General features: G+C 71.9%; 8 protein-coding genes. 2 read left to right on the forward strand and 6 right to left on the reverse strand.

Annotated features, from left to right (window positions below):
• Positions 1 to 135: 135 nt before the first annotated feature.
• Positions 136 to 3048: a BTAD domain-containing putative transcriptional regulator gene (locus AB0B72_RS24890; RefSeq protein WP_367741333.1), complete on the reverse strand. Its 2913-nt coding sequence runs from the start codon at positions 3046 to 3048 to the stop codon at positions 136 to 138.
• A 412-nt stretch (positions 3049 to 3460) separates the two neighbouring features.
• On the opposite strand from AB0B72_RS24890, the gene AB0B72_RS24895 reads away from it, so the two are divergent.
• Positions 3461 to 3592, forward strand: a complete 132-nt coding sequence (locus AB0B72_RS24895; protein ID WP_367741335.1) for a hypothetical protein — start codon at positions 3461 to 3463, stop codon at positions 3590 to 3592.
• A gap of 193 nt (positions 3593 to 3785) precedes the next feature.
• Here AB0B72_RS24895 and AB0B72_RS24900 read toward each other — a convergent pair whose 3' ends face one another.
• The gene (locus AB0B72_RS24900) at positions 3786 to 4979 is read right to left on the reverse strand and encodes an MFS transporter (RefSeq protein ID WP_367741336.1); all 1194 of its coding nucleotides are present in this window, start codon (positions 4977 to 4979) and stop codon (positions 3786 to 3788) included.
• 512 nt (positions 4980 to 5491) lie between these two features.
• Positions 5492 to 6328, reverse strand: coding sequence for a class I SAM-dependent methyltransferase (locus tag AB0B72_RS24905; protein ID WP_367741337.1), 837 nt, complete (start codon positions 6326 to 6328; stop codon positions 5492 to 5494).
• 287 nt (positions 6329 to 6615) lie between these two features.
• Between AB0B72_RS24905 and AB0B72_RS24910 the strand changes: the two genes are divergently transcribed.
• Complete coding sequence (locus tag AB0B72_RS24910) at positions 6616 to 7749, forward strand: haloalkane dehalogenase (protein WP_367741338.1); 1134 nt, start codon at positions 6616 to 6618, stop codon at positions 7747 to 7749.
• Positions 7750 to 7818: 69 nt separating this feature from the next.
• Here AB0B72_RS24910 and AB0B72_RS24915 read toward each other — a convergent pair whose 3' ends face one another.
• The 3 genes from AB0B72_RS24915 to AB0B72_RS24925 all read right to left on the reverse strand — a co-directional run bounded on the left by AB0B72_RS24915 (position 7819) and on the right by AB0B72_RS24925 (position 16147).
• Positions 7819 to 11097, reverse strand: a complete 3279-nt coding sequence (locus AB0B72_RS24915; RefSeq protein ID WP_367741339.1) for an AAA family ATPase — start codon at positions 11095 to 11097, stop codon at positions 7819 to 7821.
• Positions 11098 to 11274: 177 nt separating this feature from the next.
• A complete protein-coding gene (locus AB0B72_RS24920) occupies positions 11275 to 15054 on the reverse strand; it encodes a type I polyketide synthase (RefSeq protein ID WP_367741340.1) in 3780 nt (1259 codons plus the stop codon).
• A gap of 16 nt (positions 15055 to 15070) precedes the next feature.
• Positions 15071 to 16147, reverse strand: a complete 1077-nt coding sequence (locus AB0B72_RS24925; protein ID WP_367741341.1) for a ketoacyl-ACP synthase III family protein — start codon at positions 16145 to 16147, stop codon at positions 15071 to 15073.
• Positions 16148 to 16153: the final 6 nt, after the last annotated feature.

Here is a 16153-nt window from a genome sequence, read left to right on the forward strand (position 1 = left end):
GTTCACCTCGTTGTCCGGCCGCCCTGAGTGCGCGGCGCCGCGTTCACGAGACGAGAATGTGCGCGGCCGCTTGGCGGTCGCTTGGAACCGGCTTGGAACGGTCTATTTAGGCCGCGCCGGCGGACGGGTGGGCCGCTATCGCGGGAGCCGGTGACCGTCGATCAGGTTCGTGAGCAGGGCGCTCGCGTCCTCCTGGGACAGCGCGCGCCCGCGTGCCGCATGACGTTCGTACTCGTCCGGCGGCAGTGCCCCGCGTACGGCGGCCGCCTCACGCGGCCCGTCCAGCGGGTCCATCAGCTCCGGGGAGACGCCGGCCCGCCGGCCGATGGCCTCGACCGCGCCCATCAGCAGGGCGGCCTCCTCGGCCTGCCCGGTCAGCGTGAGCGCTCGGGCCGCGCTGTGCACCGTCACCAGCCAGAAGGAGATGTCTCCGTACCGGTCCATCGCGGCCAGGATGTCCCCCGCGACGGCCAGCGCCCGGGGCCCGTCACCGCGGTCCGAGGCGGTCTTCATGTCGCACCAGGCGGCCCCGTCCGCCACCCAGTCGTGGCCGCTGGCGTGGGCGGCGGCGATCGCCTCCCGGAAGACCGCGTCGGCGCCCGGCAGGTCGCCCAGGACCCGGAGTACCATGCCCTGGATCATGAGGGTCTCCGCCTCCAGCCAGACCTGGGCGGTGCGCCGTGCGATCTCGACGGCCGTGCCGGCGAGGGCCGCGGCGTCGACCGCCTCCCCGGCGAGCAGGCCGAGGTAGCCGGCGTAGGCGGTCGCGCTCGCCTCTGTCACCGGGTCCCCGGCCTCGCGGGCCTCCTCGACGGCCGTACGGGCCTCCTCGTGAGCCTGCGCGGGCTGTCCGGCGACGTAGCGCAGTCCCGCGACGGCGAACCGGGCACGCGCCCGGACACCCGCGCCGGCCCTGGGGGCGGCCGCGAAAGCCTGGGACAGCCAGGCCAGTCCCTCCGCGACGTGACCCCGGCGGAACCAGAACCAGAAGAGCGCCCCGGCGAGCCGCAGCGCGTATTCGCCGTCCCCCACCTCCAAAGCGGACGCGAACGCGGCCCGGAACTCCGGCTGGTCGCGGCTCAGGCCGTCCAGCAACGCCACCCCCTGAGGGCCGCGGATGTGGCGTTCGGCGCTTTCCGCGCGGGACAGGGCCCAGGCGCGATGGCGTTCCCGGGCTGCGGCCAGCTCCTCCGGGGAGAGCGAGCCCACGGCGTACTGGCGCAGTGTCTCCAGCATCCGGTAGCGGCGCGGCGCCGTGCCCGGCTCTGCGGTTACCAGCGACTTGCGGACCAGCGCCGACAGCGGGGCCAGGACGGGAGTCACTCCCCCGACGGCGGCGGCCGCCTCGAGGTCGAAGCCGGCGCCGAGCACGCCGAGCCGGTGGAAAAGCCGGCGTTCCGCCGGTCGCAGCAGCTGGTCGCTCCAGGCGACCGTGTCCAGCAGGGTCCGATGGCGGTCCGGCCGTCCGGCCGGACCGCCCACCAGCAGAGTGAAGCGGTCCTCCAGCGCATCGGCGATCTGGCCGACGGACAGCGTCCGGCACTGCGCGGCGGCGAGCTCGATGGCCAGCGGGATCCCGTCCAGCCCCGCGCACAGGGCGGCGATCCTCTCCCTGTCGTCCGGCCCCGGCGTCCAGCCGGCCTGGGTGGCCGCGCGACGGAGGAAGAGTTCCGCGGCCTCCGTCGCGGCGTGCAGCGGCGGCACTTCGTGGACCGCCTCACCGGTGATGTCCAGGGGTTCGCGGCTGGTGCAGAGGATCCGTACGGCGCCGCACCGGGTCAGCAGGGTGTGGACCAGCATGGCGGCCGGGGCCAGCAGGTGCTCGCAGTTGTCCAGGACGATCAGCGGGTCGCGGCCGGCGAGCATCCCGGCCAGCCGGCCGGGGGACGACGCGGCGGGCAGGCCCAGGGTGGCGGCGATGGTGGCGGTGAGCAGTCCGGGTGCGCGCAGCCCCGCCAGCTCGACGAGCCACGGCCCGTCGGCGTCGGTGCGGGCGCGCGCCACCTCCAGGGCCAGGCGGGTCTTGCCGACCCCGCCTGGGCCGGTGAGCGTGACGAGCCGGTGCCCCTCCAGCAGTTCGGCGACAGCCGCGAGATCGCCGCCACGGCCGACGAAGCTGGACAGCGCGAACGGCAGATTGCCCACGGGTGGCGCCGGGGCCGCGGGGTGGCGGGAGAGCACGCGGGAGGGGCCCGCCGGTGCCGTGGCGGCCACCGTTTCCCGGGCGAGCGCCGGTTCTTGCGCGAGTGCCGGTTCCTGGGCGGGCCGCGCCCCTTGAGCGAGTGCCGGTTCCTGGGCGAGCACGGCGGCCTCCAGTTCGCGCAGGCCGCGTCCAGGGTCGATGCCGAGCTCGTCGGCGAGCCGTCTGCGCACCCTGCGGAGCGCGGCGAGGGCCTCGGCCTGCCGCCCCGACCGGTACAGGGCGAGGACCAGCAGTTCCCAGCCGCGCTCCCGGAGCGGCTGCTCGGCGACCAGCGCCTCCAGCTCACCCACGGCGGCGGCGTGCCGCCCCGACGCGATGACGGCGGCGAGCCGGTCCTCACGCACCGTGGCCCGCAGGTCCTCCAGCCGGGTCGCGTCGGGCGCCGCGAACGCGGCCCCGGCGAAGTCCGCGTAGGCCGGGCCCCGCCAGAGCGCCAGCGCCTGCCCGAGTAGCTCTGTGGCCCGTTCCGGTTCGCCGCCCTCCAGCGCCCTCCGGCCCCGAGCGGCCAGATCCGCGAAGTGCCCGGCGTCGACCGCCGCGGGGGCGACGCGCAGGGCGTATCCGGACCCCTCGCGCACCAGCAGCCTGGCCGGATCGCCGGGCGCCCGTTCCGGCTCCAGCGCCCTGCGCAGGTCCCCGACGTACCCGTGGAGGGTCGTCATCGAGGGCGGGCGGGAGCCGTCCCACACCTCGGAGAGGATCCGCTCCGCGGAGACGGTCCTGCTCTCCGCTATCAGCAGCAGCGCCAGCACGGCTTGCTGACGAGGCCCGCCCAGCCGCGCGGGACGGCCGTCCACCTCGGCGCGGAGCGGCCCCAGCACCCCGAACCACACGCCCTCGGCCATGTTTACCGGTGGCTCTCGCGCGGTCCGCGGGCCGTGAGGACGGCCACGGCCCCGGTCGTCCGTGGGCGCGGCTCACCATCTCGACGTCCGCCCGGCCGCTTCACGGCGGCGGCGAGCCGCGACGGCGGCTGGGGATGTGCGTGGAGGTCCTGTGCGGCGGCGGGCGAAGTGTGAGAGCGGACATCCGGCAGCACCCGTTCGGCCATGAGCCAATGATGCCGCCAACTGATCTCCGGCGCAGTAGCCGGAAGGATCTTCGTGCGCTCGGATATCTCCGCGGGGTCGTGAGACACGATCCACGGCGCGTCAAGACCGCCGGGCCCGTTGTCGCGGCACCTGGGAGAGCCCGTTCGACCTCCGCCGCACCGCGGTCGTCCGCGACCTGCGCGTCCCACCCGGCCGCCCGCCGGGTGTGTACGCCGGCGTCGACACCATCGTGATCAACTTCCGGCATCAGACCGGTCAGCTGTCGGCCGAGGTTCTGACCTTCCGCGACGGCCAGGTCGTCTCCGGCGCGGGCACCCACGGGCCACCGCCGGCCTGACTGAGCTCGTTGCGGGACCAGCCGCCGCGCTCCGCCTCATCCAGCCGGCGATAACGACGTCTTCGCGACGGCCTGAGGGTAGCGGTCGGGAAACACCCTCCTGCCCATGGATCAGCCAGTCCCCCAGCCACCATGTCGACGCGTAGTCGAGGAGTTGGAGGAGCCGAGATCCAGATCGGCCGTGGTCTCGCGTCTACGTCTCCGCGTCCGTGGCGGGCGCCGTCGTCCGCGTCGCGCGCACCGATCGCAGGATGACGAACACGCAGGCCGTCCCGGCCGTGCCGGCTCCGCAGATCACCGCGTATGGAGGAATCAACGCGGCGATGGCGCCGCCGGCGGCCACGCCGAGCCCCTGGAGGGTCATGAGCCCGGCACCCAGCAGGGACATGGCGCTGCCCCGCGCCTCCGCGGGCACCGCTTGCACGAACCACTGGTCCATGCCGAGCGTGTAGGCGCCGCACAGCCCTGTGAGCGACAGGAGTGCGACCGCGAGCGGCAACGGCGGATGGACGGCGAACGCGGCCATCGGCAGCATGGACCCCGCTGCGAGCGGCAGTGCGATCCGCTCGCGGCCGGCCGCCCCGAGCAGGGTGCCGGCCAGCACCTCGCCCACCGCCGTCCCCGCGGGCATCGCGGCCATGAGCAGCCCGAACCCCGCCGAGCCCGCACCCGCGGCGTCGGCGAAAGGCGCGGCGGTTCCTTCGGCCACGATGAAGAACATCGGCGGGATCCACCACATCAGCAGCAGCGAGCGGATCCGGGGGACGCCGAGCAACCGCCGGGCGGAGGCGAGAGAAGCGCGCATCATCGCCTCGCGCCCCGACGCCCGGGCCGGGCGGTCGCGGGTGCCCAGGCGCAGGAGCAGCGCGGAACAGAGAAAGGTGCCGACGGTCACGTGAAGCGCGGCGCGGGGTGACAGCCATACCAGGGCCAGTCCGCCAAGTCCGTAGCCGACGATCTGCGACCCCTGCGAGACCATCCGCACCAGCGAGCGGCCCAGGACGTACAAGTCCTCCGGCAGGATGTCTGCCAGGCTCGCCGCCCGGGTGCCGGTGAACAACGGCGACATCATCGAGAGGGCGAAGCGGAGGACGAACAACACCGCGAGCGGGGTCACCGGAACGGTCATCAACGCCACACAGCCGGCCGAGAGCAGGTCGCAGGCCACCAGCACCCGGCGGGCGGGGTATCGGTCGGCGACACCCGAGAGCAGGATCCCGCTGAGAGCGTAGGGCAGGAAGCCGAGGGCGAAGACGAGCGCCGTCAGCGGCGCCGAACCGGTCCGCTGGAACACCAGCACGGCCAGCGAGGCGTCGGCGAAGACGCCTCCCAGCATGGAGAGGACATGGGCCGTGAAGATCGCCCGGAATTCTCCGACTCCGAACACGGCACCGTATCCGGCTTTGCCGCGTGCTCGGCTTCGTGAGGCCGCTGAGACGTCCTGCGATTCGGTCGTGGAGGAAGAGGGTTCTGCCATGCGGAGATTCGCTTTTCCCTGTCATAACGGTCACAGCAGGTGCCCGCGCGGGCGTCGAAGCCGGGTCCGAGGGGCGGCATGACTGCCGGGGCATCAAGCCCCCCGGACCCGGCACGACGATCTCGTGACCGAATCGGATTGAGATCGACTTCCTGGGTCATGCCTGTCTACCTGGGAAACCAGCCCTTGCGGATCGAGGTCATGGCGATTCACCTCCTTACAGGTAGGAAGACTTATGTCGCGAGGATGGTCGCGGTGGAGTGTGTCGACGCCGATCGCGGCGCGGCAGGACCTCCAATTAACCCGAACAACCATGTTCGAGTTTTACTCTAGCACTAAGTCGTACATGGCCGTTCGGATTGATGGGTGATACAGCTCACAGCGAGCGCATGGACGGTCTTGCCGTCGCCCACGCGCCTCCTTCAGCGCTTGGTGGCGTTCACCACCCACCAACTGGCACGCAACCCGACGACGCCGCCCCTCTCGTAGGGCCGCAGCGCGGCGGTCACCCGCTCGCGCGCCTGATCGACGTCGGACTGACCGGCCTCCCGCAGATGAAACCGGACGGGTCCGGTGCTGAGGTAGAACTCGGCGGCGTCGGCGGCGTCACTGCCGTAGACCATGCGCGTGACGGCCGGCTCCGCTGTGACGTCACCGAAGCCGGCCTCGGTGAGCACATCGTGGATGCGTTCCGGGTCGGCCAGCGAGAACATGCCGCGGGCACCCGCCGCAGGCCGGGGTTCGTGCCCGAGCAGGGCCGACATCTGGACGACGAACCATTCGTTGGCGGCCATCTCCTGCGGGCAGACGAAAGCAAGGCGGCCCCCTGGGCGCAGCGCACAGCCGATGTTGGCGAACGCGGCGACCGGATCGTTGAAGAACATGACTCCGCCCCGGCTGATGGCGACGTCGAACTCGCCCGCGGGGAAGGGGTGGACCTGGGCGTCGCCCTGCTCGAACAGCACGTTGACGATGCCCTGCTCGATCGCGGTGGCACGCGCCCGCGCGAGCATCGGCGCCGACAGGTCGATCCCCGTCGCGTGGCCGTCCTCGGCCTTGCGGGCGGCCAGCCGGGTCGTCTGCCCCGCGCCACACCCGATATCGAGCACGCGGGCGCCCGCCTCGATCGCGGCGGCGGCGAACAGCTCCTCATTGATCTCGCCGACCACGGTGTTCCAGCGTTCGGCGTTGTCGGCCCAGTGAACGCCGTCATAGCCGTTCCATGCCACGCCCTGCTCGGTGTTGACGATGTTTCGCATCGAAGATCTCCCTTTCGCGGCGATTAACCTGAACAAGCATGTTCGGATTCCAGGCTAGCATCTAACTCGTACACTGGCGTTCGGGTTTGACTGGCGAAGCCTCCAGGCCGCCGCATCGCCGAGAGATCGTGGCGCTAAGTTGAACGCAGATGTTCGATTTGATGGTAGGGTCAGAACCTGAACATATGTGTTCAGGTTGATGGTCGATCGACCTCGAACCCGTCCACCTCACTTCCTGCCGTGACCACCCGGCCGACGACGGATCGGCCGAGACAGCGAGGAACACGATGACCGCGAACAGCTCAGACGACCGTGACGACGCTCCCGCGCCGGCCTTCCTGACCCGCCGCCACATGCTCGGCGCCGGGACCGCCGCCGCGGCGAGCGGTCTGCTCCGGTTTCCACCCCCGGAGCGTGACGGGAAGCGGCGATCGGCGCCGGCCCCCCGCATGAAGGTGCTGCGTACGCCGGAGTCCCGATTCCGGAACCTGGCCGACTACCCGTTCGAGCCGCACTACGTGCATGTCGACGCCGGCGACGGCACCGGTGACCGGCTGCGGATGCATTACGTCGACGAGCGGCCGGCCGGCGCGGTGAAGCCGTCCGGGGAGACGATCCTGCTTCTTCACGGGGAACCGTCCTGGAGTTACCTGTACCGGCACGTGATCCCGCCGCTCGTGGCCGCCGGGCATCGCTGCATCGCCCCCGACCTGGTCGGCTTCGGCCGCTCCGACAAACCCGCGTCCCGTTTCGCGTATACCTACCAGCGTCATGTGGACTGGCTGCGCGAAGCGATTTTCGACAGGCTCGGCCTGGTCGACGTGACCATGGTGTGTCACGACTGGGGTGGCCTGCTGGGGCTGCGTCTGCTGGCCGAACATCCCGGCCGGTTCCGCCGCGTGGTGGCGACCAACACCTATCTCCCGACCGGGGACCAGGACGTCGGCCGGGCCTTTCACGCGTGGACTCAGTACAGTCAGCGGGCCGATCCGTTCGACGCCGGATCCGTCATCGAGGCGGGCACGATCAGCGAGCTCACCCCGGCGGTGAAGGCCGGATACGACGCGCCGTTCCCGGACGAGACTTATCGGCAGGGCGCCCGCCAGTTCCCCCTCCTGGTGCCCATCACCGCCTGGGACGAGGCCACCGTTCCCAACCGCAACGCGTGGGCCGTGCTGCAAACGCTGTCCGTACCGTTCCTGTGCGCGTTCAGCGACCACGTGATCCTGCTGCCGCAGGCGCCGAACACCGAAGACCCGGGCTACGCCGTCCCCTCTCCCGACCAGTGGTTGCGCGAGCGCATTCCGGGCGCCCAGGGCCGGCCGCACACCACCATCGCCGACGCGGGCCACTTCGTCCAGGAGGACCAGGGCCCCAGGCTCGCCTCGATCGTCAACGGCTTCATCGAGTCGACGCGGTAGGGCCGGTCGCGACCCGCCGTCGTCTGAAGTCGCCGCCCCGGCTGCACACGGGCTCCGCGACGCGCCGGTCTAGCCGTGATCCGCGTGCAGGCCCAGAACGTCGTCTTCACCGCTGCCGGGGAGTTCGGCGAGCAAGCTGCTGGCGCGCGCTGCGAACAGGTGGGCTTCGCGTTCCTGCGAGAGGGTGAGCGCTCGGTGGGCGGTGCGCACGGCGGACTGGACCTCGCCGCCGGCGCGGAGTGCCTTCGCGCGGATGAGGAGGACCAAGCCCTCCGCATACCGTTCGCCGTAGGTGTCGATGAACGTCTCGGCCTTGTCCAGTGCGGTCATGGCGGCGGGGACATCGCCGGCGCGAAGCCGGACCTCGGCCAGTAGCGCGTACCAGGTGGCCAGGTTCGACCGAGGGGGGTCGACCAGCGTGGCCTCGATGATGCGCTCCATCTCCATGGCCGAGGTGACCGGGTCACCGCCGGGCATGGCCTTCGCCCAGTGCCGCGCCAGCCGCGGGTAGCTGCCGGAGAAGGTGAAGGAGAAGTCCGGATCGGCGTCGATCGCCGTCTCTGCCGCCCGCAGCGCCCAGGCGAAGTCTCCCGCGGCGGCCGCCGCGGTGACGGCGAATGAGCCCCAGATGCTGATGGCATAGGGGTCGTCGCCGGCGTCGAACTCCACCACGTCGAAAAGCCGGCGCGCGGCGACCAGGTCGCCGTGCAGCGCGGTGTTCAGCGCCAGCATGACCGGCGTCATCATCTGCAGCCGGTGCCGCAGCGGCTCGGCGTCTCGCTCGGCACGGATCAGCGAATCGGACCGGCTCAGGTTCCGGCAGGCCTCACCGACGTTGCCCGAACTCCACTGGTGGACTCCCCACGCGTGATGGCCGGAAGCCCGCACGACAGGGTCGGAGGAGCGCCGGCCATGATCAAGCAGCCGGCGCGCGAGACGACCGGCGGCGTCGAGCTGGATGCCCTGGGAGTGGGCCAGGAACCGGGAGAACAGGAAGCCGGTGGCCTCCCGCTCCCGGCCGAGCGACCGGGCGACCTGCTCGGCGCGGTCCAGATGGTCCAGGGTGGCTCCGACGAAGCCGGCGTGGATACCCGCGACGGCGGTCAGCTCAGTCAGCGCGGCCAGCTCAAGACCGGGGAGTCCGGCGCCGCGTGCGATCCGGGTCGCGGTGCCGAGGTGCTTTTCCGCAGCCTCGTAGGCAGACCGTCTTGCCGCGATGCGGGCCGCGACGATGAGTGCCCGCGCCGTCTGCTCCGGCTCGGCGAGCGGGCCCGCCGCGCACAGGTGGTGGGCCAGTGCCTCACCATGACGCTCGGCCGGTTCCTGGATCCGCGCGAGCGCGGCCGCGATGGCCAGATGGAAATGGCCCGCATTCGATCGCGACGTCGAGCGGGCCACCGACTCGCGGACGAGATCGTGCACGAACCGCCAGTCACCCGGGGAGCCGGAGGCCACCTCGACCAGGCCGAGCGCTTCAAGGGCCTCCAGGCGAGCCAGGCACTGCGACACCTCGAGGCCGGACGCGCCCGCCAGCAGGCCGGCGTCGATGTCGCGGCCCATCAGGGCCGCGATCTCGAGGAGGCGGCGCTCCCCGTCGTCGAGCCTGCTCATCCGGTCGCGGACGATGTCGCGCACCGTGGCCGGGACGGCCGCCTGGGCTGCCGCCTGGTCGGACAGGTGGCCCTCCTCTGCCAGGAACCTCGCGAGCTCACGCACGAACAGGGGATTGCCCTCGGTGCGGGCCTGGATGTTCCGCGCGACGCCGGGACTCGGAGACCGCCCGGTCTCCTGGCGGACCAGCTCGGCGACATCAGACGGGCCGAGAGGACCGAGAACGACACGCCGGTGACGCTCCTGGCGCGCGATTGTCGCCAGCATGCGCCGCACGTGTTGGCTGGGCGTCGGCGCATGGCCGCGCAAGGTACCCATCAACACGCTCCGGTCCGGAAGCGACGCGGCCAGGTGCGCGAACAGCGCAAGCGAGGCCTGGTCCGCCCAGTGCAGGTCGTCCACGACCACGACCACGGGCCGGCGCGCGGCCGCCGCGCCGAACAGCGCGACGACGCTGCTGTACAGGCGGAACTGCGCTTTGGCGTCCGGCCGCGCCAAGACTTCGGCATCGCGTGCGGGGTGCCGCAGCAGGTCGCCGAGTTCGGCGGTCCAACGTGCCCGGTCCTCCTGCGGCAGCGCCGCGATCAGGGCCTCGACGATCTGGACCCAGGGCCACATCGACGGGGCGCCTTCTCCCTCGTGGCATCGGCCCCAGAAGGTGAGGGCGCCGTTCGCGGCGGCCTCGCCGGTGACCTCGGTGAGCAGCCGGCTCTTGCCGACTCCGGGTGGACCCTCGACCAGGACGATCCGCGCCCGGCCGAAGGCGGCCGAGCCGACGGCATGGCGGAGGAGGGCGAGTTCCTCCTGCCGGCCCACGAGACGATCGGACCGCTTGTTCGGAGAGTGCGCGCCGGACGTGGACCTGGACGCGGCTTTCGGGGAAGGGCCGGGGGCGCGGGGTGTAGAGACGGCCTCGGGCTGCTGAAGAACCTGCCGGTGCGCCTCACGAAGCGCCGGGCCGGGATCGATGCCCAGCTCGTCGGCCAGCCGTGCCCGCACCGTGTCGAACACGGACAAAGCCTCCACCCGCTGTCCCGACGCCGCCAGGGTGGTCATGAGCGTCGCCTGAACGATCTCGTCGAAGGGGGCCATCCACGCGGCGAGACGCAGCGGTTGCAAGATGCGTTTGGCATGACCGCGAGGCACGCCGGCGCGAGCGGCCTCGACGCAGGCGTCGAGCAACTCGCGGTTGACGGAGGCGAACAAAGGGCCGGCGGCGGCGTTGAGGGCCAGCCCGTCACCCGCCGACCCTCGCCACAGCGACAGAGCCGCTTCGTAAGCGTCGATTCCCTCCTCGAACCGGTGAGCGTCCACTGCGCCGCGGGCGAGACCGAGGAGCCGGCGGAATTCACTCAGGTCGAGGGCCACGCGGCTGTCGTCGAACTGGTAGCCGCTGCCACGGCGGTGCAGGTAGGAGCCGGGAGCACGAGCGGGCAGGTCCGGTTCGAGCAGCCGCCGCAACGTCCCGACGTATTTGTGCACGATGTTCAACGCCGACGTCGGCATGCTGTCGTCCCAGACGAGGTCGATGAGCTCAGACGAGCTGACCGGTCTACCCGCGCGCATCAGCAACAGGGCCAGCAGGTAGGTCTGCTGCCGCGGGCCGGTGTCGACCTCGACACCGTCACGCCACACCCGCAAGGGACCGAGGACCTGGACGGTCAGCGAAGCGGCACCGGGTACCACGAGCGCCGGTTCGCTTCCGGCGCTTCGTCGGGAGAGGGAGGCGTCGGCCATCGAGCCCTTCCTCAGACTGGGTGATGTTGAGGAAAGGCTACGTGCCGCCCCGGCCGATCAACTCCGCCGAACAAGGACTTACTCGTCTACCGCTCGCGGGACGCCTGACGGCGAGAGCCGCCGACGACCGCCGGACGGCCTGAGGGGATCGCCCCTCGGGCCGCCCGGCCTGCGGCCTCAGCCTCCGATCGCGGGCATGCTCTCGGGAACGGTCTCCGCCGCCGCGTCCCGTCCCGAAGTCGAGACGAGCTCCACCAGGTGATCCGCGATCGCGGAGATGGTGGGCTGCTGCCACAGCAGGGTCGCGGGGAGACGGCAGCCGAAGCGCTTCTCCAGGCGCCGCCGGACCATAACGGTCATCACCGAGTCCAGCCCCTGCTCGACGAGGGGACGCCGAGTCGCCAGGTCCTCAGGGTCCAGCCTCATCACGGCCGCTATCTCCGCGCGGACCTCGGGCAGGACGCGCTCGTGCAGGACCTCGGGCGCCAGGCCGGCGAACGACTCCGCGGGCTGCCCGAGATCCTCCTCGTCCGGGGTGGGCGCGTCGATCACCGGATAGCGGAGCCCCGCGAGATGTCCCACCACCCGGCCGTCCACGTCGGCCAGCAGCGCCCGCACGGTGTCGTCGGCGGCCGGGTCCACCGCCGCGTCGATGATCACCGTCGGGGGCGGCGTGCCGGTCAGCACCACCTCGTCGATGTGCACGACCATGCGCAGCACCGGGTCGCCGGGGAACACGCAGGGCGCCACGGACATCGCCGCGTCCAGAGCGGAGGCCCAGCTCCCCGATTCCTCGGTGCGGACCGTGGCCCGCAGCACGCCGTCTCCGCTCAGCAGCGTCTCGATCGTCCAGTCGAAGCCCGTCGAGGGCACACCGACGCCGGCCAGCCGCTTGTGCACGAAACCCGGGTCGATCGGGGACAGAGCGCCGGCGTCCGGCAGCACGTCGGGCTTCACCTGTCCCGGAGCGGCCACGTCCGCGGTGACGTGCACCAGCCAGGCGGGTTCGGGCTCGCCGGGGCCGCCCGGCGTACGGGCCGCGAGCCGTATCGCCGGAGGCTCGTGCACGACCTGGATCTGCCTGCGCTGCGCGGTCATCAGCGGATGCATCATCTGCACGCCGGTGAGCGTGACGTCCTCGTCCTCGACCGCGTGCAGGAAGGTGTTGACCAGCACGGCGGCGGGCACGATCTCGACCCCGTTGAGGGCGTGGCTGCCCGGGTAGGGCCGGTTGGCGTCCTCCAAGCCGGTCCGCCACACCCTGGTTCGGCTGCCGGCGATGCCGGTCCCGGCTCCGAGCAGGGTGTGGGAGTGCACGTCGTGCCCTGGGTTGCCGTCCTCGATGTAGGACTCCCGCCAGTGGCGGCGGTGCTGCCAGGCGTACGGCGGCAGATCGGCCAGGCCGCCGGACGGCTGCAGCCGGCTCCAGTCCACATCGACGCCGTGACAGTGCGCCGTGCCCACCGCGATGAGGAAGGTCTGCGGCTCCGGCTGGTTGCGGCGCAGTGACGTGCCGACGAACACGTCCTCGAACCCGTTCTCCGAGAGCGTCTCGGTGACGGAGTGCGCGACCACGGGGTGGGGGGAGATCTCCAGGAAGACGCGGTAGCCGTCCTGCGCCGCGGCCGTCGTCGCCGCGGCCAGCCGCACGGGCTCCCGGAGGTTCGCCGCCCAGTACGCGCCGTCCAGGACGGGCGTCGACCGGGGGTCCTCCAGCGCGGTCGTGTACATGGGGATGCGGGGGGCGCCGAACGACAGATCGGCGGTGGCGGCGGCGAGTTCGACGGCCAGGGGATCCATGTGCGGGCTGTGGAAGGCGACGTCCGACGCCACCCGCCGCACCACGATGCCTTCGGCCGGCCACTCGTTCACCACCTCCTCGACCGCGGCGGCGTCGCCGGACAGCACGGTGGAGCCGGGCGCCGACGAGATCGCCGCCACCAGGTCGGTACGGCCGGCCAGCCTGCCGGCCGCCTCCTCGAAGGACAGGTCGACCATCACCATGGCCCCCTTGCCCTCGGCCTTGCGCAGCAGCCGGGAGCGGCGGCAGATCAGGCGGGCGCCGTCGGCGACGGTCATCGCGCCGGCCGTCACCGCCGCCGCGATCTCACCGACGGAGTGGCCGATGACGGCCTTCGGAGCGACCCCGTACGCGTTCCAGAGCCTGGCGAGGCCCAGCTGCATCACGAAGATCATGGTCTGCACGCGGTCGATCGTGTCGAGATCGCCGTCGGCCAGGACCTGCCGGGGAGAGAAGCCGATCTCCTCGGCGAAGATCGGCTCCACCTCGTCGACCAGGGACGCGAACTCCGGCACGGCGAGCAGCTCCCGGCCCATTCCGCGCCACTGGCACCCCTGCCCGGAGAAGACCCAGACCGGCCCGGGACCGAGATCGGGCAGCACGTCCCCGGTGAGGACGGCCTCGGCCGGCACGTCGTCCGCGAGCCTGCGCAGGCCGGCCGCCAGCTCATCCCCGTCCGCCCCGATCACGACGGCACGACGGGCCAGATGGGTACGCCGGAGCGCCAGCGTGTGCCCCGCCGACGCCAGGTCGAGCCCTTTCCCGAGGTGATCGGCGAGCTTGCCCGCGTACTGCCGCAGCGCCTTCTCCGACACGGCCGACAGCGGGAACAGCCGCTCCCCCGTCCCCTCGCCCCGGGGCGCCTCCTGTGCCGGAGGAGCCTGCTCGAGCACGATGTGCGCGACCGTGCCGCCGTACCCGAAGCTGGAGACGCCGGCCCGGCGAGGGTGGCCGTGCTCCGGCCAGGCCGACCTCTCGGTCACCACGCGCAGGCCCGAGTCCCCCCACGGGATGGCCGGGTTCAGGCCGTTCAGCACGCTCGGAGGGATCTCACCGCGGTGGAGGGCGAGCACCGCCTTGATGACGCCGGCGATGCCGGCGGCGCCTTCGAGGTGGCCGATGTTCGACTTGACCGAGCCGATGAGGCACGGGTCGCCGGGGGCCCGCCCCGCGCCGAACACCGAGGAGAGCGCCCCCGCCTCGAGCGGGTCGCCCAGCCGGGTGCCGGTGCCGTGCGCCTCGATGTAGTCGACGGTGGACGGCGCGACGCCCGCCTGCCGGCAGGCCCGGTTCATCACGTGTTCCTGGGCCTCCCCGCACGGCGCCATGATGCCGTTGGTGTGCCCGTCCTGGTTCACGGCGCTGCCGATGACGAGCGCGAGGATCCGGTCGCCGTCGCGCTGCGCGTCGGACAGCCGCTTGAGCACGACCACGCCGCAGCCCTCGCCGCGTCCGTAGCCGTCGGCCGACGCGTCGAACGACTTGGACCGCCCGTCGGGGGCCAGGGCTCCGGCCGTGCCGAGCGTGAGCGTCTGGCCCGGGGTGATCAGCAGGTTGACGCCGCCGGCGAGGGCGACGTCGCTCTCGCCGAGCCGCAGGCTCTGCGCGGCCAGGTGCAGCGCGACCAGCGACGCCGAGCAAGCGGTGTCGATCGCCATGCTGGGCCCGCGCAGGTCCAGGGAGTAGGAGATGCGGTTGGCGACGGCGCAGGTCGCGGCGCCGATCCCGGTCCACGCCTCGATCTGGGGCAGGTCCTCCAGAAGGCGGCCCCCGTAGTCGGCGGTGCAGACCCCCATGAACACCCCGGCGTCGGTGCCGGCCAGCTCGTGCGGCGGCAGGCCGGCGTGCTCCAGGGCCTCCCACGCGGTCTCCATCAGGATCCGCTGCTGCGGGTCCATCAGCTCGGCCTCGCGGGGCGACAGGCCGAAGAACTCCGCGTCGAAGCCCTCGATGTCGCTCAGGAAACTGCCGTGACGCACGGCGTCGCGCAGCGCGGCGGCGTACTCGGGGCTCCGGTTCTCGTACCGGCGCCAGCGCTCGGCGGGCAGCGGCCGGGTCGTGTTCCGGCCCTCGCACAACAGGTCCCAGAACTCGTCCGGTGAGTGGGCGTCGCCGGGAAGACGGCATCCGATCCCGATCACCGCCACTGGTTCCATCAGGGCTCCGCGCGGACTAGCGGCCATCTGCGTTCATTTCCCTTCGATTTACGGCCCATTGAGGGTTTTCGAGGATCTTGATGACGGCGCTGGAGACGGTCACTCCCGGCCCGGTGCCGAGCATCAGCATGTGGTCGCCGGGGCCCAGTTGCCCGGTCGTGAGCAGGTGGTCGAGGGAAAGAACCTGGTCGCTGGCCCCGCAGTGGCCGATGGTGCGGCCGTAGTCCCAGGTCGAGCGGGACATGGACAGGTCGAGCACGGCCATGCAGCGCTGTTCGACGATCTCTTCGGAGTAGTTCATGAACGCCACCCGGGTGAGATCGCGGGCCTCGATCCCGCTCTCCTCCAGCGCGCGCTCGACGACCTCCATGAGGGCCCGCTGGATGTTGAACAGCGCCGCGGTGGCCTCGCCCTTGGGCATGACCTGCTGCCGGAACTGCTCGTTCCTGGCCGCGAAGCTGATCCGGCGCCCGACCGTGACGCCCGGGGGGAACAGGGGTTCGCTGCCCCGGTGCAGTTCCTCGGCCTCGGCCACCGTCGTCGTGCAGACCGACATCAGGCGCGCGAAACCCCCCTCCTTGGTGAGCACGAGCGCGCTGGCGGCGTCCCCGCCGATGTAGCCGGTGCCCATCCGCCACCGGTCCATCAGCGGGGTGCCGTAGTTGTCGGAGGCGACCAGCAGGGCGGCCTGCCGGCCGGGAGCGGCGCCCAGGTAGCCGGCCGCGAGCTCCAGGGCGATGAACATCCCGTTGCAGCCCTGCCGGATCTCGGTGGCCAGTACGTCCCCGCCGACGAGATGACGCTGCAGGTAGGAGTGCGGAGGCCAGCCGTCCGGCCCCTGATGCCACGTCGAGGCGTACAGGAGGAGATCGAGGTCGGCAGGCGCCCGCCCGCTGCGCTTGAGCGCGCTCTGCGCCGCGTGCAGGGCCATCTCCGGAGCCGGCAGGTCACCGGCCACCGCCGTCCCCGCCAGGTTGTGCAGTTCGGCCTCTTCGGCCGGGTACCAGCCTTTGGCGACGGCCTTCTCGACGCTGACGACGGTCCGCGGGAGGAAGGCTCCCACTCCGCTGATGTACGTGTCCGCCAACTGCATGACTCT

Source organism: Microbispora sp. NPDC049125 (genome assembly GCF_040802045.1).
GTDB lineage: Bacteria > Actinomycetota > Actinomycetes > Streptosporangiales > Streptosporangiaceae > Microbispora.

Coding starts and splice junctions, on each gene's coding strand:
- AB0B72_RS24890 (WP_367741333.1), bottom strand. CDS start 3,048: ATGGCCGAGGGCGTGTGGTTCGGGGTGCTGGGGCCGCTCCGCGCCGAG.
- AB0B72_RS24920 (WP_367741340.1), bottom strand. CDS start 15,054: ATGGAACCAGTGGCGGTGATCGGGATCGGATGCCGTCTTCCCGGCGAC.
- AB0B72_RS24915 (WP_367741339.1), bottom strand. CDS start 11,097: ATGGCCGACGCCTCCCTCTCCCGACGAAGCGCCGGAAGCGAACCGGCG.
- AB0B72_RS24905 (WP_367741337.1), bottom strand. CDS start 6,328: ATGCGAAACATCGTCAACACCGAGCAGGGCGTGGCATGGAACGGCTAT.
- AB0B72_RS24925 (WP_367741341.1), bottom strand. CDS start 16,147: ATGCAGTTGGCGGACACGTACATCAGCGGAGTGGGAGCCTTCCTCCCG.
- AB0B72_RS24910 (WP_367741338.1), top strand. CDS start 6,616: ATGACCGCGAACAGCTCAGACGACCGTGACGACGCTCCCGCGCCGGCC.